General features: G+C 46.3%; 17 protein-coding genes. 14 read left to right on the forward strand and 3 right to left on the reverse strand.

All coding sequences use genetic code 11. The annotated features are described in order from the left end of the window. Positions 1–122 precede the first annotated feature (122 nt). On the forward strand, positions 123–2090 hold the full coding sequence (locus ACU1JV_RS12545) for an ATP-dependent DNA helicase (protein WP_040101461.1): 1968 nt from the start codon (positions 123–125) through the stop codon (positions 2088–2090). Beyond that, positions 2084–2383: a DUF6509 family protein gene (locus ACU1JV_RS12550; RefSeq protein WP_165079920.1), complete on the forward strand. Its 300-nt coding sequence runs from the start codon at positions 2084–2086 to the stop codon at positions 2381–2383. The genes ACU1JV_RS12545 and ACU1JV_RS12550 overlap by 7 nt, the downstream gene beginning before the upstream one ends. Positions 2384–2503: 120 nt before the next feature. Here the strand turns inward: ACU1JV_RS12550 and ACU1JV_RS12555 are convergent, their stop codons facing one another. Then, positions 2504–2866, reverse strand: coding sequence for a hypothetical protein (locus tag ACU1JV_RS12555; RefSeq protein ID WP_040101459.1), 363 nt, complete (start codon positions 2864–2866; stop codon positions 2504–2506). A 252-nt stretch (positions 2867–3118) separates the two neighbouring features. Between ACU1JV_RS12555 and ACU1JV_RS12560 the strand changes: the two genes are divergently transcribed. The 3 genes from ACU1JV_RS12560 to ACU1JV_RS12570 all read left to right on the forward strand — a co-directional run bounded on the left by ACU1JV_RS12560 (position 3119) and on the right by ACU1JV_RS12570 (position 8125). Next, positions 3119–4042 carry a PLP-dependent cysteine synthase family protein gene (locus ACU1JV_RS12560; protein ID WP_165079919.1) on the forward strand — a complete coding sequence of 308 codons (924 nt, stop codon included), beginning with the start codon at positions 3119–3121 and terminating at the stop codon, positions 4040–4042. Position 4043: 1 nt separating this feature from the next. Beyond that, the gene (locus ACU1JV_RS12565) at positions 4044–5174 is read left to right on the forward strand and encodes a bifunctional cystathionine gamma-lyase/homocysteine desulfhydrase (RefSeq protein ID WP_064963243.1); all 1131 of its coding nucleotides are present in this window, start codon (positions 4044–4046) and stop codon (positions 5172–5174) included. A gap of 194 nt (positions 5175–5368) precedes the next feature. After that, positions 5369–8125, forward strand: coding sequence for a PHB depolymerase family esterase (locus ACU1JV_RS12570; RefSeq protein ID WP_413986038.1), 2757 nt, complete (start codon positions 5369–5371; stop codon positions 8123–8125). Between the two features lie 138 nt (positions 8126–8263). Here the strand turns inward: ACU1JV_RS12570 and ACU1JV_RS12575 are convergent, their stop codons facing one another. Both ACU1JV_RS12575 and ACU1JV_RS12580 read right to left on the reverse strand, forming a co-directional pair. Beyond that, a complete protein-coding gene (locus ACU1JV_RS12575) occupies positions 8264–9181 on the reverse strand; it encodes a hypothetical protein (protein WP_413986039.1) in 918 nt (305 codons plus the stop codon). Next, complete coding sequence (locus tag ACU1JV_RS12580; RefSeq protein ID WP_165079916.1) at positions 9174–9326, reverse strand: hypothetical protein; 153 nt, start codon at positions 9324–9326, stop codon at positions 9174–9176. The genes ACU1JV_RS12575 and ACU1JV_RS12580 overlap by 8 nt, the downstream gene beginning before the upstream one ends. 300 nt (positions 9327–9626) lie before the next feature. Between ACU1JV_RS12580 and ACU1JV_RS12585 the strand changes: the two genes are divergently transcribed. The 9 genes from ACU1JV_RS12585 (at position 9627) to ACU1JV_RS12625 (ending at position 25662) form a co-directional block, all read left to right on the forward strand. Beyond that, positions 9627–11429, forward strand: coding sequence for a vWA domain-containing protein (locus ACU1JV_RS12585; RefSeq protein WP_025679132.1), 1803 nt, complete (start codon positions 9627–9629; stop codon positions 11427–11429). Between the two features lie 24 nt (positions 11430–11453). Next, positions 11454–14843, forward strand: a complete 3390-nt coding sequence (locus ACU1JV_RS12590) for a tubulin-like doman-containing protein (protein WP_264217144.1) — start codon at positions 11454–11456, stop codon at positions 14841–14843. 2 nt (positions 14844–14845) lie between these two features. Next, on the forward strand, positions 14846–17212 hold the full coding sequence (locus tag ACU1JV_RS12595; RefSeq protein WP_413986040.1) for a transcription initiation factor TFIID: 2367 nt from the start codon (positions 14846–14848) through the stop codon (positions 17210–17212). A gap of 45 nt (positions 17213–17257) precedes the next feature. Beyond that, entirely contained in the window at positions 17258–18547 is a 1290-nt protein-coding gene (locus ACU1JV_RS12600; protein WP_129549174.1) for a vWA domain-containing protein, read from the forward strand. 18 nt (positions 18548–18565) lie between these two features. After that, the gene (locus tag ACU1JV_RS12605; RefSeq protein ID WP_413986041.1) at positions 18566–19207 is read left to right on the forward strand and encodes a beta-mannanase; all 642 of its coding nucleotides are present in this window, start codon (positions 18566–18568) and stop codon (positions 19205–19207) included. A gap of 16 nt (positions 19208–19223) precedes the next feature. After that, on the forward strand, positions 19224–20489 hold the full coding sequence (locus tag ACU1JV_RS12610; RefSeq protein WP_025679140.1) for a TRAFAC clade GTPase domain-containing protein: 1266 nt from the start codon (positions 19224–19226) through the stop codon (positions 20487–20489). Next, positions 20486–23515: a GAP1-N2 domain-containing protein gene (locus ACU1JV_RS12615; protein WP_413986042.1), complete on the forward strand. Its 3030-nt coding sequence runs from the start codon at positions 20486–20488 to the stop codon at positions 23513–23515. Before ACU1JV_RS12610 ends, ACU1JV_RS12615 begins: the two co-directional genes overlap by 4 nt. Positions 23516–23726: 211 nt before the next feature. Beyond that, positions 23727–24194, forward strand: coding sequence for a MarR family winged helix-turn-helix transcriptional regulator (locus ACU1JV_RS12620; protein WP_013370938.1), 468 nt, complete (start codon positions 23727–23729; stop codon positions 24192–24194). A 91-nt stretch (positions 24195–24285) separates the two neighbouring features. Beyond that, positions 24286–25662, forward strand: coding sequence for an MFS transporter (locus ACU1JV_RS12625; RefSeq protein ID WP_413986043.1), 1377 nt, complete (start codon positions 24286–24288; stop codon positions 25660–25662). The last annotated feature ends 58 nt before the right edge of the window (positions 25663–25720 follow it).

Genomic DNA, 25720 nt, shown 5'->3' on the forward strand with positions numbered 1-25720 from the left:
TATAGAATTTCATGGGAAAATAAAAAATGTAAGTTATTCTTACAGTTTACATGTTCTTTTTAGCTTGTTTTGCGTTATAATGAAAGGATGCACATTATGAACGAATTGGAGGCACAGCCCGATTGACTACTTACCCTTTTGCCTTTGATCCGTCCAAGCCGTTTATTGAGCAGGCAAGTGACTGGATTGCAGATGTATTTTATGAAGTTTTGCCTGAAGTCGGCTTTGAGGTTCGGGATGAACAAATTTATATGGCATTCCAGCTAGAACGTGCCTATAAGGAAAAAAAGACCATTTTTGCAGAAGCAGGTGTAGGCACTGGTAAAACGCTGGTATACCTGCTGTACGCTATTGCATATGCCCGATACATGAGAAAACCGGCGATTATTGCCTGTGCGGATGAATCATTGATTGAACAACTGGTGAAGCCAGAAGGAGATATAGCCAAGCTGGCGCGGCATCTAAGCTTGACAATTGATGCCCGATTAGGGAAATCGCCAGATCAATATATTTGCTTGAACAAGCTGGATGAGGTGAGAAGCGGACTGGATGAGGACGCGGATGTTTTTCGCGATATTTATCAGGGTCTGCCTGATTTTGTCCATTTTCCAGATACGTTACAGTCCTTTACTCCATACGGGAACCGGAAAGAGTATCCTGAGCTAACAGATGGACAGTGGAGCAGACTTGGATGGGATGTATTTCAAGACTGTCTCGTCTGTCATCAGCGTCATCGTTGCGGACAGACGTTGTCTCGTGATCATTACCGCAAAGCGGCAGATCTGGTCATCTGCTCTCACGACTTTTACATGGAGCATGTATGGACCTATGAAGCGCGAAAGCGCGAGGGTCAGCTGCCATTGCTGCCGGAGCACAGTTCTGTTGTTTTTGATGAAGGACATTTGCTGGAGACAGCGGCACAAAATGCGCTTACTTACAAGCTTAAGCACACTCAATTTGAGTCTATTATTACCCGACTGCTAGAGGGAGAAGTGCGGGAATCTCTGGCCATGACGATCGAAGATGCAATCTCCCAAAGCGAGGTTTTGTTTGCTGCGCTCAATAAGAGCAGTCAGCCAGTACAAGGGTCTAACCGCAAGGAATTTATCCTGAATGAATCGTTGATTCGGGAGGTGACCCGTTTTGGTGAACTGATCGGTACGATCGAGGAAGAGCTTGTATTTGAAAGCGGGTTATTCTCTTTGGATGAGTATCAAGTCAAAATTGTAGAAGAACATTTGGAAATGATTCAAACTGCTTTGGCTTTGTTTAAGCGTCCTGAACTTCTCATTTCGTGGGTGACAGAGGATCAGGATGGATTAACGCTTGTGGTTATGCCGAAGATGGTAAAAGAGATTCTCAAAGAACGAGTATTTGCGCAGCATATTCCAATCGTATTCTCTTCGGCTACACTTTCCGTGGAGGGTTCATTTGACTATATGGCGCAAAGCCTCGGTATTGAAAACCCGCTAACGTTTTCCGTCGCTTCACCTTATGACTACAGCGATCAGATGCAAGCCGCACTGTACCCGCTACAAGCGGGACATAACCCAATCCAGAGAGCGCTGACGCTGCTGGAGAAATCGCAGGGAAGAGCGCTTATTCTGTTTCCTTCTCAGGAGGAACTGACTGCCTTCCAAAGGGGTCTCGCTGCTTACCCAGAGGCATCTGCCTATCGTTTTCTGTATGAAGGCTCGGCTGAAATTAGCCATCTGATCTCCGCTTTTCAGAATGATGAGGAAAGTGTGTTGTGCGCTGTTACATTATGGGAAGGATTGGACATCCCTGGACCATCCCTGTCACATGTCATCATCTGGTCGCTGCCATTTCCTCCGAATGATCCGGTTTTTACGGCTCTGCGCAAGGATGCAGCAGATCCGTTCAGTGAGATAGATATGCCTCACATGGCACTTAGGCTCAGACAGGGCATCGGGCGTCTAATCCGCTCGCGTAATGATCACGGCTGGATCTCGATCATGGGTCAGGATTTGAATCGTCCAGAAGTACGCACACAAGTTGAACAACTACTGCCTGCCGGCGTAGAATGCACCATAATTGAAGGAAATCCGGAGGGAATAAAAACATGTTGAATTTTACAGCATATACAGTAGATCAAATTAAAGATGCTTTTGGTATTTTGAGTGGACATCGTTATGAATTTATCATTGAGGTAGAGGTAGAGGAAGACGACGAGCTATACACTGAAAACGGAATATATATCCGTGCTCTTTATTTAGTAGACGAAGAAAAGACAAGACTGCTGAAGTATGAATTGTTTGAAAAAGGAACGGATCGTTACATTGAGCTTGAACTTGAAGATGATGAGCTGCAAGCAGTTGAAAACTTCTGTAAAGAACATGTACAGGATGGAGCAGTAAATTAACAGTAAGGACACTTTGCTAGCACAGCTAGCTATATATTGCAATCTATAATGAGGATATCAAGGAGCCTTGGCAATGACCAGGCTCCTTTTTCCTATGACCAGTGAAGAAACTTATGTGATCTAACGCAGTCTGTCCCACACATTCACCATAAACAGCATAATACCCGCCGCGAGTAACACCCACCCTATGACGACCCACACTCCAGCCTCTGCAATCGCGTAATTTTTACCTATAATCCCCAATATCAACACTGGCAGACTGATGTTATGTATCCAAAAGTGGATACGTGCCAGAATCGTAACTGAAAGTGCAGGAAAGGTCACGTAGATTAGACCTATGATCCCAAGAGTCGTCCAGCCCAGCAAATGGATATGAGACTGAATAGGAGACAGGCTATAATCACCCGACACACCAATGATTAGACTGAACAGCACACCGAGGGCAAAATATACAGCAGCTATCTTTAAACATTGCTTACCCATAGATGACATCCTCCTATGTTAGACGTGGGTATTTTGAGAGATATTTACCATCATATCGAGGCAGAATATCAAGGGTGTGGGTGTTGTGACTGGTCCATTTGACAAAAGCTTCAAATACACATAAAATCTTATTGCATCAATACTTACCGCATTACTATGTTTTTGGAGAAGACAGCGAATTTCTCCGACAATGGGCGCTAATTTTTGACCATTGGTTTATTTTGGATTCGCCATTAAAAGGAGCCTGAAATTATGAATGTATATCGCAATACCCTTGAACTCATCGGGCGCACGCCATTAGTGGAGCTGAATAGCTATTCTCTACCCAGAGAAATTCGCCTGTTCGCCAAGCTGGAGTTTATGAACCCCGGCGGGAGCGTAAAAGACCGGGTGGGAAAGGCTCTAATCGAAAAAGCGTTAAAGACAGGCCAGTTGAAGCCGGGCGGGACTTTAATAGAAGCAACAGCAGGTAATGCAGGTATTGGTCTTGCGATGGCTGCGCTTCATTATGATATCTCGGTTATTTTTGCTGTGCCTGAGAAGTTCAGCCAAGAGAAGCAGGACTTGATGAAAGCATTGGGAGCACGTATCGTTCATACCCCGACAAGTGAGGGAATGAAGGGAGCCATTGAAAAAACAAAGCAATTGGCTGCTGAAATCAAAGATGCATACTTGCCGCAGCAATTTAGCAATCCTGATAATCCAGAGGCTTATTATACGACAATGGGACCTGAAATTTGGAACGATCTGGACGGTAAAGTCGACGTATTCGTGGCAGGAGCAGGCTCAGGGGGCACATTTATGGGAACCTCGCGTTATCTTAAGGAGCAAAATGCAGCCATTAAAACTGTCATTGTGGAGCCTGAAGGGTCCATTTTGAATGGAGGCGAGTCAGGCCCTCATAAAACAGAAGGAATCGGCATGGAATTGATCCCTGAGTTTGTGGACAAAGGCTATTTTAATGCCATTCATACCATTAGCGATGTGGACGCATTCAACCGCGTCAAGGAATTGGCCGAACGTGAAGGAATTCTCGTGGGCAGTTCCTCCGGTTCTGCCCTGCATGCTGCTTTACTGGAAGCAGAGAGCGCACCGGATGGTGCACATATTGTCACTATTTTCCCAGATAGCAGTGAACGTTATTTGAGCAAAAAAATATATGAAGGCGGGATATAAAATGAAACGCAAAACAAAACTGATTCACGGTGGACTCCCTACCGATCCTCATACTGGCGCGGTTAACGTTCCTATTTATCAGGTAAGCACTTATGAGCAAGAGGAAATCGGCGTTCATAAGGGATACGAGTATTCACGTACAGGCAACCCGACCCGGTTTGCACTGGAAGAGCTGATCAAGGAACTGGAGGAAGGCAAACGTGGTTTTGCTTTCGGTTCCGGTATGGCAGCGATTCATGCAGTGTTTTCCTTGTTTAAAGCAGGGGATCATATTTTGCTGACCGATGATGTATACGGGGGCACTTATCGTATTGTAAGCAAAGTGCTTAGTCGGATCGGGATTGAGTCCACATTTGTGGATACAACTGATCTTGAGGCTATTTCTAAAGCAATCCGTCCGAATACGAAGGCATTGTATGTCGAAACACCAACAAACCCGCTATTGAAAGTTACTGATATCCGCGCAGTTTCAGAACTGGTGAAAAAGCATGAGCTTTTGTTGATTGTGGACAATACATTTGCTACCCCTTACTGGCAGACGCCAATTACACTCGGGGCTGATATCGTCGTACACTCCGCAACCAAATATTTGGGTGGACACAGCGATGTTGTAGCCGGTCTGGCTGTAGTCAACAGTGAAGAGCTGGGCGAGCAGCTTCATTTTCTGCAAAACGCCATTGGCGGTATTCTCGGACCGCAGGATTCATGGTTATTGATCCGTGGTATCAAAACCTTGGGGCTGCGTATGGAAGCAATTGAGAAAAATGCAAAGGAAATTGCAGCCTTTTTGGAAAAGCATCCGAAGGTTAGTAAGGTGTACTACCCTGGGCTGGAAAGCCATGCACAGCATGAGCTGTCCAAAACTCAAGCTGAAGGCTTTGGCGGCATCATTTCCTTTGATGTAGGTAGCGATGCTAACGCGGTTGCCCTCCTGAAAAAAGTAAAGTATTTTACATTGGCTGAGAGCTTGGGAGCGGTTGAAAGTCTGATTAGCGTTCCAGCACGTATGACGCACGCCTCCATTCCGGCAGAACGCCGTGCAGAGCTAGGTATTACGGAAGGCTTGGTACGGATTTCGGTTGGGATTGAAGATCTGGAGGATTTGATCGAAGACTTGCAGTCAGCATTGTAAGAAAATAAGCACAATGATCAAGAGAGGTGGCAGAAGCTGCCTCTTTTTTTGTTGTGAGAATAGCTTCTTTTTTGAAAAGCACGGAGGAGTACGCAGAGGTGGTAACGAATAGTTTTATATAGTTCAATTGAATGTTAAACGGAATATAACGCGGCTACGTCTCTGAGGACACAAAAACCTGGAGGGGGAATGTTATGAGGTTCACACATCTGGAAAAAGCAACTACTGTGCTGTCGGATCATCCGGTACGTCTGGCGTCTGCTTATGCAGTCGGCCCAGTCGAGCTTCCGGAAAATTGTGGTGTGGGCAGGGAATGGTCGAGTCATTTTACGCAAGAGGAATGGAATTTGGAAAAGGCTTGTGGTGAAGATGGAATCGAGCTTTCAGCAGGAGGAAAGGCAGTGTGCCGATTACTGACCGAGCTTGACCCTCGGACCTCTGAACTGAATCTAGGTGTTTTTCCGCCTTTGGCTGAACACGAAAGACTTTTGCTGGTTTCAAATCTACGTTGTATGACTGCACAGGAAGTGATTTTCAGACCGTTTGAAGGAACCGGACAAATTTGGATAGATGGCACATTGGTATATGCCGAATCCGGTCCCTTTCGCTTGTATTTGGAGGAAGGTGATCATACGGTCGTTATCATTGCTGCATTTATTCCTGATGAGGCCCGCTCTATTCGTATCAGTGGAAATCAGGTATGCGATGAACCAGATGTGATAGAACTGCATCGTGAATTCGTAGAGCGTAATATACGTAATCATATGGCATGGTTAGAGGTTGAGCAAAGTGCTGGCAGGGAAGGAGAAGACAGCCCGATTTTATTTTATTTGCTGCGTAAGGATCGGATACTTCTTCCCTCAGATCAAACGTTATGGGTCGAGGTAACGAATGATGAGGGCATGAAGCTGGATCAGTTTCCAGCCCATTGGGAGCAGGAGCAAAGCTACGCCTGGGATGAGGAGAAGATCGGGAATACGGGAATGCTGCACTTCACCGTTACCTATCGGGATCATGAGGCTGTAGAACATCATTTTGTGTATTCGGTACTTGTGCGGCCTTTGTCAGTCGTCGTGGAGGGCTTGCAGGAAGAGTATGACCAGTACATGCAAGCCTACGCTAAAGATGTTCTTCATTCTGCGCAGAAAATACAAATAAAGGGCCTGCTTGAGGAATTAAACAGGTTAACGGATTCGCCGGAAGATCCTTTTGAAATCTGGGATTCCCGGGTGGTGCGTGAATATATTAAGCTATTAAAACAAATTTTTATATCTGGACATACCGAACAGTCACAGCACCCATCGTTACTTCAGAAAGAACATATTTTTTTGACGGCCGACGGCATTGGTGAAGGTTTTTTTGTCTCCCGTTTGGACAATAGTTTGCAACGGTATACCATCCAGCTTCCCAGCAACTACACGGCTAAGCGACGGTATCCTCTGATCGTTCTAATGCCTGGCAAGCGATATGAGCTTGGACTGCCGGATTTTCAGAATAGAGGTTTTGGGCAGGGTTGGGAAGACGAGGCTATATTTGTTACTTTTTCGTGTCGTGGCGTTACGCTGGGCAGTTATATTGGAGAAGCTGCTTTTTTGGAGGGGCTAGATGTCATACTGCAAGCGTACCGAGTGGACGAAGAACGTATCTATCTGACGGGTTACTCGAACGGCGCATATGCTGCATGGGCGATGGCACAGGCTTATCCTTCTCGGTTTGCAGCTATTGCGGTAATCTCAGGGACGCCACACCCCAAGCATCTTAAAAATTTGACCAATATTCCAATATTGGATGTGTGTGGTGACCAGGATTACTTATTTGCCCAAGCATACACAGCTCCGGTAACCGAGCTTTCATCGAACCATTTTAAAGGTGTGATAGAGCGGCAGTCTAATCATTGGGATACGCATGAGTTAAGACTTTTGGACGGCATACTGGGTTGGCTTATGCAATGGAAAAGAGATGTCGTCCCTCAGCGTATTGCCTACCGGACGGAACGGGGCAGACATAATCGAGCTTACTGGCTGGAAGTGACACGCATGGATGAAAACGAGGAATATGCGGAGTTGTATGGCGAAATGAGTTCCACGGGTGAATTGGATATTGAGACTGTTCACGTCGAAGAATTTGTGATTCATCTCTCACAAGAGGACATGTCCCTGGAACTGGCCCAAGTTCGTATCGGAGCCCGCATTTTCATGTTGGATTTACGAGAATACAGCCGCTTTCGCTTTGTTAAAACACACTCGCACAAACGCCCTTCACCCGAATACCGTTTGATTGCTGAACGGGAGGGAGAGAGCAGTGAAGACTCCACCAAAAATGCGGATGCAGCTAAGAGTGTTGCGGATTTGCAAAGCGTGGGAAGAAATGGTGCGAGTCACGGTATGGGTGTACTTGATGTTTATATGAATCGACTTCACATTGTTCTTCCATCCAGTTATGCTACACCAGAGGAAGAGCAGGCGGTGAAACGAACGGCGAACGCCTTGGCTAGTCCGCGGACAGCGACTTGGAACCCGTACATTGGTGTTCATTATCCCGTGGTTTCTTCTAAAGATATTTCAGAGAAAGAACTGGCTGATAGCAACGTGATTTGTATCACTTCGGCCTTGTCCAGACATGAGCTGCTTCAAAAGTATCAAGCTCATCTTCAAATTGAATGTACCGAGGATGGGTATACATGGGGTGACGATTTTACGGCAGGCGAATACTGTTTGTCATATATTCAACCTAGCCCATGGTCTGCAACCCAGCAGATGCTCGTTGTAGCGACCAATTCACCCCGTCTGCTGGGTAAAAACCTTTTTATGCGCAGACTGATTATGCCCGGATATTTTAATGGTCTACACCCGTATTTAAATAAAGAGATTATTGTGTATGATAGCAAGGGAGTACGAGCATTTAACTTTACTTCCATTAAGCATGCGCAGCATAAACTGCAAGGTCAATAAAGATGCATGAGCGTCATTATAATCCATATTTAAAAAACCGTCTGGAGGCACATTGGCGATCCTGACGGTTTTTTTGCTGATCCATTGCAGTGATTCCTTGACTGGGATACGTCATATATAAAAGGGCATTATGGTAACTCAGCTTTTATACTGTTCCATCAGGTACATGATCTTCACTTCATCGGCCAAATCTCCAAAGGGTTCTAACGGATTCTCCTGAATGATATGATATAAACGTTGGATTCGTTCCTTTGGCAGCTTCCGAACATATCTGGAAATGAAAGCGGCATGGGTGACTATGTAGCGTTTTTTACGGACAGCGGCACTGGCTACGCGAACGAGAATATCTTCGCCTCCTGCCACCTCTAAAATACGGCGCTCATAAAAAGCCACATACCGGAATGTCCGATCCTTAATCAGCTCACGATTGAGTCTGGCAACCTCTCCAATGTATCTGACCATAAGGGGTTCAAAGCTTTTGATCAGGAGAGGATCGAGCGTTAATTCCATATCTTTGCGAAGAACAAATGATTGCAGCAGAGCGACCTGCTGGAGCCTTATCCGATCATTGTGAATGAGTACGGCAATCTCGCGTAACATTTCATAACAGACACGCTCACTAAGTTGCCGCAGGGCAACTGCATTTTTGTGATTTACGTTCAATCCTTCCTGGATCTGTCCTATACGGCTTCTGAAAAGGCGTATAAGCTGCCTACGCTGTTCATAAGGAACAATGCGCTGCTGTAGAAGGATCAAGGGCAACAGGAGAAGCGCACCGACGATACCACACAGTAGCATTTGCTGTGACGAGTGACCGAAAAAGATAGAAGCAGCCAGTAGCGCGATGCCGACGGCAAGGTCTTTATGAAAATAACGTTTGGCTCTGAGTTGGGCATATTGCTCTACAGGAACCAGCGTATCTCGACCACACGATGTACATTTCTCTTCCCAAAGGGCGGTGAATTGTCCGCAGCGCTTGCAGACTCTCAGCTTTTGGAAGGCATGCTCTGTGCGGGTAAAGGGGCGAAATTGCACAGCCTGTTTGGAGCTATTCATTGCGCTCACTTCTCCGGTTCAGCAGTGCGAGAAGCTCGGTGTCGATTTGTGTAATCGACGGGGCGCGTCTTTTATGTATATAGTAGATTAGTGATTTAATGGCGACAAAAAGAAACATAATCGCCAGACATCCGTATGAGATCATAGTGTACTCCCTCTTTCTGCTTAGATTTTTATTTTACTGTTTTACATGAACGGGTTTCGCTAGGGTTATTTTTGTCGTATAAAGGAGAAGGCTGGTGCCCGATTGTCCTCGTTGGGGTATAATTATATCATTACTGCAGGATATTGGTAAAATATCGCGGTATAATAGGCTTTTTGGTCGTATCCAGGCCGCTCGGACAGGATTTTCAGCTGGCGCTCATGTAAAACTCATTATAATTTAATAGTAGTGGAGTACAACTGTAATTTAGAATGAGAATTAATCGGCAAAGGGGTACAAGCGATGTTTAGTAGAGACAGAAAATGGTTTTTGGTCATCGGAATCATATGTACAATGATCATGACCTCGATTTCGGCCTGGCAGCCACAGACGGCGAATGCCGCTTCACCCTCAGCTTCTAAAGTGGATGCGGTGCTGGTAGTCGATGTAAGTAATTCAATGAACACCAGTGATCCTGGGAAAATTGGCAATGAAGCCATGAAAATGTTTATTGATATGTTGTCAACACAAAATGACAAGGTTGGGATTGTAGCCTATACGGATGTCGTACAGCGCGAGAAAGCCTTGCTTAATATTTCATCCGAAGCAGATAAGCAGGAGCTGAAGACATTTATTGACGGGCTGAACCGGGGAGCGTATACTGACACCTCCGTAGGTGTCAAGGAAGCGATCCGCATTTTGCAGGATGGCAAAACAGCCGGGCATGCGCCTATGATCGTTATGTTAGCTGATGGTAACAACGATTTTAATAAAACGACAGGCCGAACTGAAAGCCAATCCGCTCAGGATATGGCACAGGCTGTAGCCGAGGCTAAAAAAAGCGGTGTGCCGATCTATACCATCGGTTTGAATGCAGATGGAAAGCTGAATAAAAATAAACTCGCCGACATCGCGCAGCAAACGGGTGGCAAGTCCTTTATTACAAGCTCGGCAGACGATCTGCCGAACATTTTGAGTGAAATTTTCGCCAGCAATTTGAAATTGAAAGTGGTGCCCTTGCAGTCCATTACGGCAAACGGCGACTATCAGGACGTTACAGTAACCGTACCAAACGATAGCGTGCTGGAAGCCAACATTTCGATCATGTCCTCGAAACCGGTGGACGCGAGATTAATAGACCCATCGGGCAACACGAAGTCGATTCCTTCGAGCGATGTACTGCTGTCCAAGTCCAAAAGCTACTCGCTGATTAAATTGCTCAAGCCTGTGGCTGGCGATTGGAAGCTTCAAGTCAAGGGAGTGCAGCAGGATAAGATTGATATTAATCTGGTATTTAACTATGATTTGGAATTGAAGCTGGACGCACCGCCTGCCAAATCATACAAAAAAGGTGACTCGGTTCAAATTCGTTCCTATCTGACGAGCAATAACCAGCCGTATCAGGATCAGGAATTGTATGCGAATATGAATGCTGTCCTGAAGGTCAAGGACCTTGATACCGGCGCAACGAATGAAGTGCCCCTAACAAACGCAGGCGATGCTTTTACCGGCTCATATACGATTCCGGATGAGCATGACTATGAGCTAACCGTCAGAGCAGAGGAGAAGAGCTTTTACCGTGAAACGCAGCCTGTAACCATCAGTGCCAAAGCTGGGGCAGCGAGCGGTACGAATACTGGCACAACTCAGCCTACGGCACCTGCTGAAAAGTCTAAGCTATTGCCACTCATTCTTTTAGGGGTGGGACTGCTCGTTCTGCTAGTGGCGGCATATTTCATCTGGAAGGCTGTCAAAAAAGCCAATCGTGGCTTTGTCGGTCAGATCGTACTGGAAATCCGGGACGAAAATACCGGCGAAAAGACATACCCGCAGTATAAGAAGCTGAACACCTTTCGGGGCAAATTCAATTTACACCAGTTGCTGCAACTGGCTCCGGAATTTGCCGGAACCGATAAGGTCGTGTTCACGCCAGCGAACCAGGATCGCATTGTGGTGCGTAGTACCCCAGAGATTACGATTGAAAAATCCGGGCGTGCTGTAGACGCAGGCAATGGTCTTGAACTGAAAAACGGTGATCGTCTGACGATTCCGCTGGCTAGTGTGGACAAAACCATTTTACTGGAGTTTATTTCAGTAAACAGCTAAACGAACCCTTAGGAGGTCATATCTATGAAACCAGTAGTTAGAGAGCATATCCAACAATTAGACGTATCACTCGGCGGAGGGATCGTAAGCGATAAGATCAGAGTAGATACCATCGATAATCCTATTTTAATTATCGGACTTGGGGGAACGGGGATTGACGCCCTTCTCCGCTTGAAATATCAAATAAACCGCAGATTCAAGCTGCCTGCGGACCCGATTTCCAAGAAAAAGAGCGAGAAGCCGGATAATGTGGAATTTCTAGCTTTTGAAACGAATGAACAAGACCGCAACAAAAAATACAAAGGGATTGGTTTGGACCCCATCAATGAGTTTGTACTGCTGTCCAATGCGGAAATCGGCGGGTTGCTGCAAAACCGCAGTATTTTGGAGCCGTACATCACTGACTGGCTGTCTCCCGAGCTGAGCATTACCGATGGTATGAACGGGGCGGCAGGGGTACGTCAGGCTGGACGATTACTATTGTTCACCAAAATCAATCAGGTCGTACAAAGTATTGACAAAAAAATCAAAACCCTGTCTGAAGGTACTAACAAGAAGCTTATGGTGTTTTTGCTATCCGGTTTGTCCGGCGGTACAGGAAGCGGTACTTTCCTCGATATCTCATATATCGTTCGAGGCATTATTGAGCGGGACTATGGCTCCGCAGGTGTAGACCGTGTAAACACGCTGGGTTATCTGTTCACACCGGATATTAATCTGGCCAACAAAAGCCTGAGCGAGCATACGCGTGAATATATTAAAAAGAATGGCTATGCTGCACTGAAAGAGCTGGACTACTGGATGAATGTGGACAGTCGTGGTGAACGCTTTAAGCAACAGTACGGTAACATTTTGACTGTAAACTCGCCGTTGCCGCCGTTCAATCTGTGTCACCTTATTTCGGCTACGAATACGGAAGGCAAACTACTGGAAAATGCTTATGATTACTGCATGAATGTCACCGCTGAGAATATCACCAACTTTATGGCGAGTGAGGAAAAACAGTCGGGTGAAGAGTTCGCCATTCATGACTATATCAGCAACATTCGTACCAACATCGCGCAAATGAATAAGGCGTATCCAGCAAACTACGATTACAATATTATCGGAGCTTCCTCGGCAGTGCTGCCTATGGAGGAAATGACGACATATCTGGCTTACCGGATGTTTGGTAAAATGTCCAAAATGTTTGAGCAAGCGCCAAATCAGGAGGATGTAGAGAAGTTTGCCCGCAAGCTGGGCGTGGATCTGGATAGCATGATCAAAAACTTTGAGTCCCGTGTACCTGAGCCGCTTCCGGGCTTTGAAAACAGTGAACGGTTAAGTTATAACAATGTTGTTAAGATGCAAGTAGTTAATATGGACACTGAGCTGGAGCAAACGTTCCTGACGCGTGCTCGCGAAGAATATATCAAAGCGAAGAAACAGCTTCCAGGCGAAATTGTAGGACAGTTTACGGACCAAATCCGCCGGATGTTCCTACATCCCGAGCAAGGGCCGTTTTATGTATCCCGCATGATATATACTGAAAAAGGGTTTAGCTTGCTGAAAATGCTGCTTTCCTATGTTGAAACGTTGCGTGAATCACTGCACCGTATTCCTACGGACATTGAATGGGCGCGAGAGCAGGCGAACGAGAAGCTGGGCGATGCTAAGAGTGCGTTTGTATCCAAGGATAAGAAGAAAAATGCATATATTGAAGCAAAAATCAACGAATATTGGCTGCGGGCTGATGTGGAACGTACAGAGCAGCTCATTGAATTCTATGAAGACCTGTATGACCTGCTAAATAAAGAAAATAACCGCATTTATAATGTATTTACTGAAATTTTGAACGCACTGAGTGCCATTTTCGAAAAGAATGGTGATCTGCTGATTAATGGCGAGGAACAATCCGATCACAAAGGTAACAAGACGTATTATTGGAATCTGGTAAGTGTACCGGATATTTCAGAAGTTGTGACCAAGTTGCTGGATAACCGCAATGGTGACGATTTGATTCGTGATTTTGCCCAAGAATTGCTGGAAAATTCAGATCAATGGGTGAAAGATCAGGATATGGACATCATCAGCTCGATCTCCAATTTCTTGACTGACAAATTCGGTGATCTCATTACCCGTTCCATGGAGGATTTCCTGGTCATGAAGTACGGGCAGGATGAAGCAATTGAAAAATTTGTGGAGCGTTACATTGCAAGCAAGCTGGATGAGGAGGCTGTACCTGTCTTCCATTTGAGCAACAGTTCTGGCAATTTGTATTTCCCATCCTGGGGATTCGTTTCGGTACCTGTACAGTCGCCTAATATCCTGAAAGGCGTTCGCAATTATCAAAATAATGCAATTGGCAAATCGCACTTCACTATTAAAGAAAGTGAAGTCCGTAACCGGATTTTCTGGCTCAATACGCGTAATGGTGTTCCTCTGTTTGTATATACGCCGCTCAAAGTGTATGAAGAGAGCTATGAGAAAACCATTCTTGACCGTGAAGGTATTGGCCGACATCTGGTGCAGACAGGTCAGAACAACTGGACGAATCTGCCGTCGCCGATTCCTGAAAAATCATGGGGAGAAACTTACGTCAATTCGCGTGTGCAAGCTCACAATGCCCGCATTCGTAATGATTTCGACCGGGCCAAGGCACTCGGCGTAATTCGTGAGAAAGATGTCGATCAAAATACAAGCAGCCGTTTTACTGTAATTCGCTCACAAGCGCTAGATATGAATGCGCTACTGGCAGCCTACGATATGCGATTGCAGGAATCCAAGCCGAATTTGGGCGAGGTGAAAAGAGCATGGTCTGAGCTGAAACGTCTACTGGCTGAAGGGCTCGAACAGGCCGGAAGCAAGGACATCTTTGGCAGCATCAATGAAGAGATGGCGAAGGAAAACCTGATCCGTTCACCAGAGTTAACGCAGGTGGTTCGTGATGAGCTGGCGAAATATATACAAATCGAAGCAAAAGCTGCTGAACTGGAAGCTTTGCTGGGCAAATATCAGGATGAAGAAAAATGGTTGGATCAGTTCATTCAGGCGCTCTACACGGACACGATTACGAAAAAAGGAGCTTTGTACGTCTATGATCGTGACGAAGAGGAAGAGGCGTGGGAGCCGTTTGCCAACGTCATGAAAAGCCGCAATTACGTCGAGTTTGAAGTGTTCACAAACTTCCGTGGATTGGATGAAAAGAAATTTGCAGCACTAATGCGTAAGGCGGATCGCCGTGATGCTGTATTGACTTCATCTGAGGATATTACACCACTGCTGGCGAAGTTGGATGAGCTGGCTGCCACTTACACAGAGGCTCGCAATCAATTGGAATATGAAAAGGTAGAGCTGGCTAATGGAGCGGAACTTTATGCATTTTATGCTCAAATGGCTGGAAAATTAAACGACATCCGCAGAAAGTTGAAGTAAGTATGAGAGAGCAGCTGTTACGTTATGCGGCTGACTATGCAGCCGCAGAGGACCAATTAATCGGAAGCGGGGATGGACGCAGCAGCATCCATTTCCCGTCCGTGTTTCTTTTTATCGGCGATCACATGAGCCCGGTGATGAACACAATTGCAGATATCAACCGGACCAAGTGGGATAACAGCACAGGAGTAACCTATATTCAGATTTGCTCGCAGGAAGAGCACGCGGCTGTAGACCGTTCGGTAGAGGCCATCGTTCATACGGTAGCTGTACCGGAAGAAAGTAGTCACCAAACGTTACGCCGTGACTTGCACCAGGCTTTTTATACACATGAATCAAAGCTAATTGAACTTAACACCGCGTTACGCCGGGCTAGTGGACATCTGGCTGATTATGGTCGGTTGTATTCCTCGTTTGAGCGTGTACATTTGTCGATCCTGACAACAGCGGATGATCCCATGAACGTATTAATTCCTGAAATTACGCTGTTGGCAGAGTATATTTTTGCCCAATCTTTTAAATCGGTACAAATGGATCTGTATGTGTTGATGAGCGAAAGCGACCAGGCTGCCCAATTTGGCTACAGAAGTGCAATATCCGTTGCTTTTATGCGGGAGTTGGATTACATCCAGAGCCCAGCATATACGTTTACAGCACCGCTTCATATGACCGAGGACAAATTGACCATCCCGGTATCTCATGCTCCATCTCCGTTGTTCGATCTTGTCTATGTGCTGTCCGACAAGAATGAGCGCGGCGTAACGGTGCCGAATAGCCTGCGCGAGAGCTGTGATATTATTTGTCACATTCAACTTCTTAAAAACCGTTATCAGGCAGGAGATTCCTATCGGTCACAGGATGGAGGCTACAATAATACATCGTTTAAGAATAACATCATGACGGAATCCGGGCGGCAGGGTTATGTGTCGGCTGGATTTTCCCGGGTTAACCGCCCTAATCAGTCGATTGCGCTTACGGTGTTGTATCACTTTTATGTGAAGCTGCTAGAGCGTATGAGAACAGAGCAGGATTGGGACATACGCGATAAGCTAAATTATTTTGGCTTAGATGCTGCTGAGCGTGGCCGTACACGAAATGATCTAGTACCTGGCAATGAAGCGATCATGGACATGAGCGCACTAATGACGAGCGGAGCCAGCTACGGCTCGCTGAAACGAATGTCATTACGTGAGGCAGAGGAAACCTTGTTTGGTCAGGGGTGCGAAGCCTTTTTCCGCGATAACTGTGAACGGATCGTACAGAAGCGCTTGGGAGATTTTCAGGCGGATATGCGTTTGCAGATGGCTGTGAATGCAGCTGCTAAGGAACATCCTCATATTGGCTTTTTCGAGCTGACAGATTGGACGGATGAAAATCAAACAGGGAATGTGCTTACGGCTGTTCGGGGAATGATTCGTGATACGTCCAATGATTTGCAGATCAGTGCGGCCGAACTGGATGCGCTGTATAGCGGACGAGTGGAAGATCAGCCTTTTCAGCGACTGCCGCTTATGGATAAACATAATGTGCGTAGCTTGATCCGTTACCTCACTGAAACAGTCTACGGGCATAAAATGCACATGCTGCGGATTCAAGTGGATTTGGAGCTACTTCGCCGCTATGAAATGGCACTAGAAAAATGGCATGCACAGGCAAAGCATATTACAGTACAGCTAGCCAACCTGGAGCGTGAATTGCATCAAGCTGCAACGGACAGTATTCGGCAGGCTGACAGTTACACAGGTCAAAACCTGTTCGAGTATTACGAGCGTGTGACGGAGGATGTCATGCGTGAGTTGGAAAGCAAGCGGGGGAAATCTGTATTCTTTGACGCCCGGCATATGGGACCTGTATCTGGGTTGCTGGATGAAGGTCTGTCTGCACTGGTGGATAGACTTACGCAGACCTGCCGTACCTTGATTCTCAGCTCACAGCCATTTAATCAGACATTCGAAGAAGAATTATTACGACGTGCCAATGTAGCTGCTGCATATGAAAATCGGCTGGTCGTTCCGAAGGATGAGCTGTTTAAAAAACTGTATCAAACGTTAGAAGAGCATGGCGGAATCAATGTACGTTTGCTCGACTATACCCATGAGCATCGGTATGAAGAAAAGTATTTTTTTGGTGACTACGAAGGCGAATTTCTTCCTTATGCGATGGACGTCGACATTACTTCGCGAATTTACAAGCTGGGTTTTGTTCATGAGCGTCGCAGTAGCGGGGTGGAAAAACTGCATTTGATGGGCGGCTTCCATCTGGAGGATCTGATGGTTTACCGCAACGGCAAAACGTATTATGAGACATATACTGCGAATGGTTTCGTGTTTCATGGAATCGACGTGGACCGGTTGCCGGAATTGCGGTAGCCATATATTATCCTACTTTAATGATGGAAGGAAGCAACGAATCTTATGAAGCAACGTAAATTTAACGTTCTCCTATTGGTGTTTGGCTTGCTGGGCGCTGTAGTAGGCTTCATCTTAGGAGAGCTTATTCTTCACAAATTGATAGGCCACTGGCCGCATATCATCGTGGTCGGGCTATATTTTGGCATCATGGCGCTGTGCATTGGTCTAGGTTGCCTTATCGGCGAACTAATTTCGCCACAGTTAAATGGACATTCATGGCGACAACGATACTCAGGATTGTCCTGGAAATTACTAGTTCCTGCTACACTGGTCATGTTGTTCGTGGCAGGTCTGTTATTGGAACTGGGGTATCAGATTAACCCTGAAGGGCGCAAGAGTGTACAGGACCTCGTGCTTGTGATTGATAATTCCGGAAGCATGCAGCAAACAGATCCCGATAATGAACGCCTAACGGCTGCTAAGAGTCTAATTGGGCAAATGGATGGAGACAAGCGCGTAGCCATTGTTTCATTTGAATCCACTGCGCAGTTGGTGCAGCCATTTACTCCCATTGGCACAGATGCAGAGAAGCAAGCGGTATATTCCAAAATCGATAGTATGCAGGCGTTATTGTCAGGCGGTACAGACATTGGGCTTGCTTTGGACGAGACGATCAAGGAGATTGAAACCCAAGGCAGTGCGGAAAAAGGTTCTCTCGTTATTATGCTTTCTGACGGTTTTAGCGATCTGGATACGCAGACCGCATTGGCGCCTTACATTGCCCGCCAGATTCCGATTAATACGATCGGACTAAAACTGGCAGAATCGGATGGTATAGCTTTATTGCAAAATATTGCTAGCTTAACGGGCGGAACTTATTCTAATGTAGCCAATGCCCAAGGACTTACGCAGGCGTTTGGTAAAATATATAACAAAATTGGTGATCGCACGCTGGTAACGGAGCGAACAGGTGAGTATGCCGATAGTCTGTATTTTGCTATTTATCGCGTAACGGCTCTGGTTATCATCGGAGTTCTATTAGGGTTGGCTCTTGGATTGATGTTTGATAACCGTTTTCTCGCGCGGAATTTCGCAATTGGTGGAGTTCCAGCCGGCTTGCTCGCTGGCTTGATTTTGGAAAGAGGGTTATCTGGCTCGCCTATAGGTGACTTGATGATTCGTTTGCTAGCAGCGCTCGTACTGGCGGCCCTTATTGCTGTCTTTTCACTTGTTCTGCCGATTGCGGAAAATACTCGCCGATCTTCTGGTGGTGGGAGCCAAGGTGGGCCATCAGGCCAACGGAGAGGGGCACCGGAAGGCCCGACGCGCAATCGACGCAGCAGTGGATTTTAGAACGGGAGGCTGGAACTTATGCAGTATAGGGATGCACAGCCCGGTGATCCTGTGATTTCGGAGCTGAGCCACAAAATTGACGACAACCGGGTAGTGTTACGCTGGCAGTGGCCTGAAGGTGTAGCCGTAGTCTATATTGCCAAACAATCAGCCGATGCAGGTGCGAACGGGCAGAATGAGGCACCGACTTCTGACCTGAAGCTTTTTACACGCGAGGAATATAAGGCCGCTGGCAGCTATCGTGACCGGATTGAAGGCATTGGACGTGTGCGGTATACCGTGTATCCGGCTATTCGGGAGGATGGTGACACCTTTGTAATCCGTCAGCCAGACGGAACCAACCAACTGGAGTTGAGTACGGGTAGAGCCAAAATTAAATATGCGGTTCACCATAAAAAAAGCTGGTTTCGCAGCCGCAAAACAGTCCAGATTCAGGTGACAGCCGAAGTTCCTGTTCCGCAGGAGGCGCTTTGCTACGTAAAGAAGCCTGGCGGCTATCCGGTTGACCGGGACGATGGCACCTTGTATCCGTTCACGGCACCCTTTGCTGCAGGACGGAATGTTTTACCCGCTATTGAAGTGGGGGGAGATGAGTATGTGCGGCTGTTTTTTACGGACGGTCAGAAGTATGGCACGATATATGAATTAGTTCCTGAATGAAAGGAGGCCACAACCGATGAGTTTTCTTAGCAATTTATTCAGAAGAAAGCCACAGGCCGAACCGCGGCCGTTATTCTATGATATTGTGTGCCCTTATTGCTTTAGTAAATTTTCCCCAGAGGAAGTGGTGTTCCGTGCTTCCCATCACCGTGAAGATGATGAGGATTACGCTTTGGGTGAAGATGAACTGTTGAACAAATATCGGGAGCGTTTTGGCTTGGATAGTGTACATGATATGGAGGCAATTCTTCATCCCTATGATGTACCTGAGGAACATCGCTTGTATTCAGATCATGTGTTGACAGGTCTGACGGACCGTTACGGTGAGCTGACACGTCACCGACTGTGCCCACACTGCCATAACGAGCTACCTGTGACCGCAGGCAAGGTGCCGAGTAATATCATTTCGATTATTGGAGCTTCGCAGGCGGGAAAATCTGTATTTATGACCTCTCTGATTCACACGCTGCAGCATGTGACCGCCGATCATTTTGACGCAGCTTGCATGCCGCTTAATGCAGAGATCAGCCGCAAGTTCCGCACGATGTATGAGGAACCACTGTTTGAACGAGGCGATCTGCTTACATCGACACAAAAAGAAAAGATGCAGGAGCCTTTTATTTTCCAGTTTGTATTTAAGGATGAGGAAAAGCCACCACTGACATTGGTATTTTTTGATGTAGCCGGTGAGGGGATGGTCGATCAGGACTATCTGGGACTTCATGGACAGCATATTAAAAATTCTGCGGGTATTCTTTTTATGGTCGATCCACTGCAAATCCGTTCTATCCGGGAACGTATTAAGATTAATCTTGGCGATAAGCCTGGTGAATGGGTCTCGCAATATGATGAACCGCGTGATGTCGTACTTACGATGTTCGGTGACTTTATCGCATACCAGGAAAAAGGCAAGACGGACATTCCGACCGCTGTGGTCCTGACCAAAAGCGACATGCTTACTGCGCTGGCAGATGAAGAAGGCACGTATATCAAGACAAACAGCAATATTTTTAATCCAATGGAACATCGCAAATACATGGATTTGGATGAGTTCGCGAACATTGATGGCGAAGTTCGGCGCTTTATCGAGAAGGTGGATAAGCCGTTCAAGGGCACAATGGATGTATATTTTACAGATACAGCCTATTTCGCGGTTTCTGCTCTAGGTAGCAATCCAGTGGACCAAAAGCTGCAAGGGTTGGTTAGTCCGATCCGTGTAGATGAGCCATTCATCTGGCTGCTCTATAAGTTGAAGTACATTGAGGGGAGAGAATCACAGTGAGTTTATCTACCTCTCATATGATACAGCAGCAAATGTATACACGGGAACGGCGCGGTATTTTCCGTTCTACGGAAGGCTTCGATACAGTAGCTAATTCCAAAGGGTTGGATGCTTCATTTATTAAAAAGGTGTTGCATCCTTTATGTGTGTATGATGCGCCTGCGGCTTTGACAACCCGTGGCGAGAAGCAGGAGAGTGTCTATCCGGAAGCTTTACATCTGGTACGGACAGAGTCCGGGGATGTAGTGCTCGGACGCAGTATTTATAAAGCGGCGGATTTCACTGGGCTTCGGAGCGCTTTTTTTACGCATAACTATGTGATTCCGGCCGGACATGGTGAGTCTCCGGCTGACTATAAGCAGTGGCTGAACACTTCGTTTGTCGATACCTATGATATTGAGCAGGGAACGGAATTACCGGAATTAGAGCGTCTACCAGGTGGTAGTGTATTTCCCGCTATTGACCCGTCTGCAGTACTGGCTCAATTGCAGCTGAGCGAAGAAGTGTTCAAGCAGCTTTTATACGCGGTCATGATGTCAGCTTCGGGTCGCAAGAAGGTATATGTAGCGCTGAATGTTCCAGCAGAAGCGGTAGCATCTTCAGCTAAACAGCTACTGGGTGTGTTGTATGCGGCACTGCCTTATGCATTTCGCAACAGACTCGGATTTCTTACATATGCGCAGGAACCGAACAGCAGAAAAGGCATTCACTTAATGTTTGTTGAGCCTTTTAGCTTGCGTCCCGGTGATCGGAATATAGAAAAGGACTTTGTATTTGACCTCTCTAACAATAATCGAATACTGAATGTGGATGCAGAGCAGGTAAGGCAGCCGTATTTTGACTGGATTGTCCGAACACTGCTGAATGGCGGGGCACCGGACGACTTTCTCAAATTTGCCGAGCAAATGCTGACAGGCATGGAGGCAGGGCGTGAACTAACGCCTTCTAGCTATCATGAGCTCATTACGCTGTACAGAATTGAGCAGGGAGAGCGGTCATTATACAACGAGCAGCGAATCACTGTGTTACGAAGCTTGACTGATTATTTATCGCCATCTGATGCGCTGCCACGTAAAATGCGGCTGAATGATCTGTTTCTGTCCTTTTTTGATCATGAATTTGATCGGGTGAAGGATGGACACATTCCAGATGTAGGGCTGGTTGATTGCTTCAAGGACTATTATAAAGTTCATGCACGCAGTAGCGAAAATCGGCTGGTGGAATATTTAATCCGTTCGCTAAACAATGCTTATACTGCCAGAAATACGGAAGCAGTCACGTATATTTATCATACGATTGAAGAGAATCCGCCATTAGGCAAGGTCTATTTTACGAAAGTACTGGGTAATCCGGCACTCACGAAAATGCTGTTCATTCCCTACATGGACAGTCAGATGAAAAGAACGCCTGATGTAAAGGGTCTATTGGCCGTGGTGCATGAATGGGGCAGTCGGTATATCGAAGTGTCAGCGAATGCCGATTTTCAGCTGTTGGCTGAATCTGCATTAATGGGCAAGCTGCGTGCCGAGAGAAAGCCGGTAGAGGCTGTGGCTGCCATTCACCAACGCTTGCGTCAATGGGACAGTAGTTCTGCCGTGGGCACACTGTCCCCGCTGGAGCAATCCGGATTAACAGAGCGCTTACGGGAAGCATCGGATCGATATTTACTCACTGAAGTAGAGCTAAAAGAAATATCACCTGATCAGGTCGTACAAATTCCGTTTTTTACACGACCCGATTTGGTGCAGTGGGTTGGAAAGTTGCCTGCTCCTCTCAAGGGACAAGCAGTGCGATTGATTGCGGCTTATGATTGGTTTAACACGGAGGACCCGGAACCATCGGTGCTAGACGGTCTGGAGCCAAGCGAAGTAGAAAAGGTGCAGGATTGGGCTTACGGTTGGCTGCCCCAGCAGCTTGCAGAAGGCCATTTTGCCCGTCTGTTGCCAGCTTTCTATCGTTCTGATGGTACTGGCGAAGGAATACTGGATTTTGCCCGCCTGGTCAGTTCGATCCGCAAATGGGCAAAGGATAACGATACGATGTACCGCTTTATCCGCTGGTCGGAGGAACACGCTGAGTTTGCTACTCCACGTGGTGGTTTTGAACCAGCCTACCGGCGTGCGTTGCTTTTATTCTTCCAAAAGGAAGGACGAGAGGGCCTGCATAAAAAGACGCTATGGCGTCAATATTTTGAACCAGCTAAGCCTGTTTTTAAAAATTTCTATCAGGCAGCAAAGCGTGAGACAGACACGCCTTTGGTCAAAACGCTTCGTCGTTTCCGCAAAGGCGGGGTGATTTCCGGGATCGTATTAATCGTTATTGCAGGAACATTAGGCGGTCTGAAAGCAACCGGGATCATTGGATCTGTTGACACACCAACGCCTGCCGCTGCTCCAAAGCCTGTACAACAGCCAATAGAGCCTACAGTGCCGGTAAAAGAGGAGCCTGCTGCAATAGTGACACATGTACCTAACACCAAGTCCACTACGAAAATGGTCAAGCTGTTGTTTGCGTTTCAAACATCGGCAGAGCAGGCAGAATTTAAGCCTAAAAAACTCGTCATTGTCGGCGCGGATCAACAGGAGCACTCATACGAAAATTTTACGCTTACTGAACAGAATGATAAGGAAGCAGCCAGTAAAGCTAACAATGGTTCGTCCGGTGACGTTAACACTGAGGGCGCTACCACCAAAAGCAAGACAGGTGCCGGAGAATCGACAGGAAGTGGTTCTACAGATCTGAGCGGTACATCCAGCGGAAAAAGCGCTGATCAGACTGGAGAAGTGACAGACAACACAGCCGGAGGCGCGACTTCAAAGATATCAACTGAGGGTAGCGGTATAGCAACCGATAAAACCATCACCAGCACGTCCGATGATGGTACAGGGACAACGGAATATGATCTCGACAAGTATCCTTATCGTAGGCTGTTGACTATTTGGCAACGGCTAGAGCTAAATGATGCTAGCACGGTTACTGTGGATGGAAAAGATTATCCGCTGGTTCAAGTGAAAGCTGCGAACTAAGCAACTATAGACAGTAAAAAGACGGGTTCTTTTTGGAACCTGTCTTTTTTTTATGTATAAATTTATACATAAAATGTATTCGTGATTCTGAAACTGACTGTATTTAGTAGACGATCATTTTACGAAGGTATTGACACCAAATAGGCAGCTGATTAAAATTAGTTGGAATTCAAACTATTAAAATTCGATGGATAAGGAGGTTAGCGGTGAAATGGGAAGTGAGGTGTATCCCGTTTGTCTTCCTTGGGAAGAAGAGAGCACGATGTACTTAATTAAATGGATTTTCACCACCGTCCGGCGTGAGATTGAAACAGCACTGCGCCCTTTGGGGCTTACCTCCCCACAATCGCAGACGCTCTATATACTGGCGATGTCGCCTGGAGTCACCAATACGGAGTTGGAAAAGCTATTGCTTATTGATAAATCAAGTGTTACCAGCCTGGTAAACGGGATCGTTAAGAAAAACTGGGCAGTACGCCAAAGTCATCCGGAAGATGCACGAATGAAGCAGATTTATTTGACCGAGGAAGGCTTGGAGATTCACAAGGTAGCCGAACGTACCATTGAGCAAATTAAAAGCTCCGTAGGCAAAACGTTATCTGTCGGAGAGTCGGAGGCGCTACGTGGTTTGCTCAAAAAAATTCTTCACGATTACCGTCCTGCGAATGCTTGCGTTTGAGCGGATAATTAGAAAAGTTTGCCCGGCTGAGGAATCTATGAGCTATAAAATGTCACCTAGATAAGATGTTTACAGGAGAGGGAGAAACCAAATGATAAAAGAACAAACTTATCCCAATGCGGATAAGCTTATGCGTGTTTTGGCCTTCACACTTGTTTTTTCAGTGATGAACGCTTTTATGTTTAATGTTGTTATGCCTGTGATTCGGGAGGAATTTCATATTAGTGCCTCCGATGTAAGCTGGCTACTGACGGGTTATATGATCGTGTATGCAGTTGGCTCGGTGACCTACGGCAAGCTTGCAGATAAGTATCGTCTCAAAGATTTGCTGACATTTGGGATTATATTTTTTGCACTAGGTTCGCTTATTGGACTGTTGGCCAATCAATTTTGGATGTTAATTGTAGCCCGTTTGCTTCAGGCCACGGGGGCTGCTGTTATTCCGGCAACCGCTATGATTGTTCCCGTTCGCTATTTCTCAGCTGAAAAAAGAGGGCGAGCTTTAGGCGTCACAGCAATCGGCTTAGCATTAGGTACTGCGCTGGCTCCCATTATTTCCGGTTTGATTACAGGCTTTGCGAGCTGGCGTTTTTTGTTCGTCATTTCCATGTTGCCACTGATCGCTTTGCCGTTCTTTCGCAAATACCTGGACGATCAGCGAGGAAAGGATCAGAAGTTCGATTTTCTTGGCGGATTATTGCTGGGTGGAACAGTGGCCTGCTTGTTGCTTTCCATTTCACAAGCCAATATGATGTTTTTTCTGATCGGTGTGGTTTTATTTGGACTGTTTATATGGCGCATTCATACTGCCCACGATCCGTTCATCCAGCCGAAGCTGTTCCGTAACAAGCAATATTCATATGGGCTTCTTATCGCTTTTTTAGGGACGGGGATTAGCTTTGGATTGCCGTACTTGGCACCACAGTTTTTGAATAGTCTCAACCAGCTTACACCAGCTACGATTGGACTGATTATGTTTCCCGCTGCTATTGCGTCAGCTCTATTAGGAAAAAAAGGGGGACGTTTGGCCGATAGCAAAGGAAATTCAGTTCTAGTTTATACAGCCGTATCGCTATTGTTTATCTGCTTTATCAGCTTGTCTACATTTGTAGGTGCATCTCCGTATCTGATTTTGTTTTTGCTTATTTTCGGAAATGTAGGTCAGACCTTTATGCAGATTGCCATGTCCAACACGATTTCTCGTACTTTGTCGAAAGATCAGATTGGTGTTGGAATGGGGCTGTTATCTTTGTTGAATTTCATTGCCGGAGCGATCACAACAAGTATTTTGGGCAAAACGTTAGATAGTTCGTCGTCCTTTCATTTGAATCCGGTTGTATCTAATGTCCAAGTGTTCAATTTCAGCAATATATTTACGGTGCTTGCGCTGATTGCGCTTGTGACGATGGGGCTTTACGCATTGCAGTTCCGGCGGGGTCCGCGCAGTAATACACCTGCTGTCGAATAAGGATAAACATTTTATGTAAGCTCATGCCATAACAAGGGTATAATATAGAAGGAGAAAT

This window comes from Paenibacillus sp. T2-29, assembly GCF_052921365.1.

Bases quoted from the DNA above. Each gene is read 5' to 3' on its own strand.
- ACU1JV_RS12555 (WP_040101459.1), bottom strand. From the start codon at position 2,866: ATGGGTAAGCAATGTTTAAAGATAGCTGCTGTATATTTTGCCCTCGGT.
- ACU1JV_RS12590 (WP_264217144.1), top strand. From the start codon at position 11,454: ATGAAACCAGTAGTTAGAGAGCATATCCAACAATTAGACGTATCACTC.
- ACU1JV_RS12560 (WP_165079919.1), top strand. From the start codon at position 3,119: ATGAATGTATATCGCAATACCCTTGAACTCATCGGGCGCACGCCATTA.
- ACU1JV_RS12585 (WP_025679132.1), top strand. From the start codon at position 9,627: ATGTTTAGTAGAGACAGAAAATGGTTTTTGGTCATCGGAATCATATGT.
- ACU1JV_RS12565 (WP_064963243.1), top strand. From the start codon at position 4,044: ATGAAACGCAAAACAAAACTGATTCACGGTGGACTCCCTACCGATCCT.
- ACU1JV_RS12570 (WP_413986038.1), top strand. From the start codon at position 5,369: ATGAGGTTCACACATCTGGAAAAAGCAACTACTGTGCTGTCGGATCAT.
- ACU1JV_RS12605 (WP_413986041.1), top strand. From the start codon at position 18,566: ATGCAGTATAGGGATGCACAGCCCGGTGATCCTGTGATTTCGGAGCTG.
- ACU1JV_RS12610 (WP_025679140.1), top strand. From the start codon at position 19,224: ATGAGTTTTCTTAGCAATTTATTCAGAAGAAAGCCACAGGCCGAACCG.
- ACU1JV_RS12575 (WP_413986039.1), bottom strand. From the start codon at position 9,181: ATGAATAGCTCCAAACAGGCTGTGCAATTTCGCCCCTTTACCCGCACA.
- ACU1JV_RS12620 (WP_013370938.1), top strand. From the start codon at position 23,727: ATGGGAAGTGAGGTGTATCCCGTTTGTCTTCCTTGGGAAGAAGAGAGC.
- ACU1JV_RS12595 (WP_413986040.1), top strand. From the start codon at position 14,846: ATGAGAGAGCAGCTGTTACGTTATGCGGCTGACTATGCAGCCGCAGAG.
- ACU1JV_RS12550 (WP_165079920.1), top strand. From the start codon at position 2,084: ATGTTGAATTTTACAGCATATACAGTAGATCAAATTAAAGATGCTTTT.
- ACU1JV_RS12580 (WP_165079916.1), bottom strand. From the start codon at position 9,326: ATGATCTCATACGGATGTCTGGCGATTATGTTTCTTTTTGTCGCCATT.
- ACU1JV_RS12625 (WP_413986043.1), top strand. From the start codon at position 24,286: ATGATAAAAGAACAAACTTATCCCAATGCGGATAAGCTTATGCGTGTT.
- ACU1JV_RS12600 (WP_129549174.1), top strand. From the start codon at position 17,258: ATGAAGCAACGTAAATTTAACGTTCTCCTATTGGTGTTTGGCTTGCTG.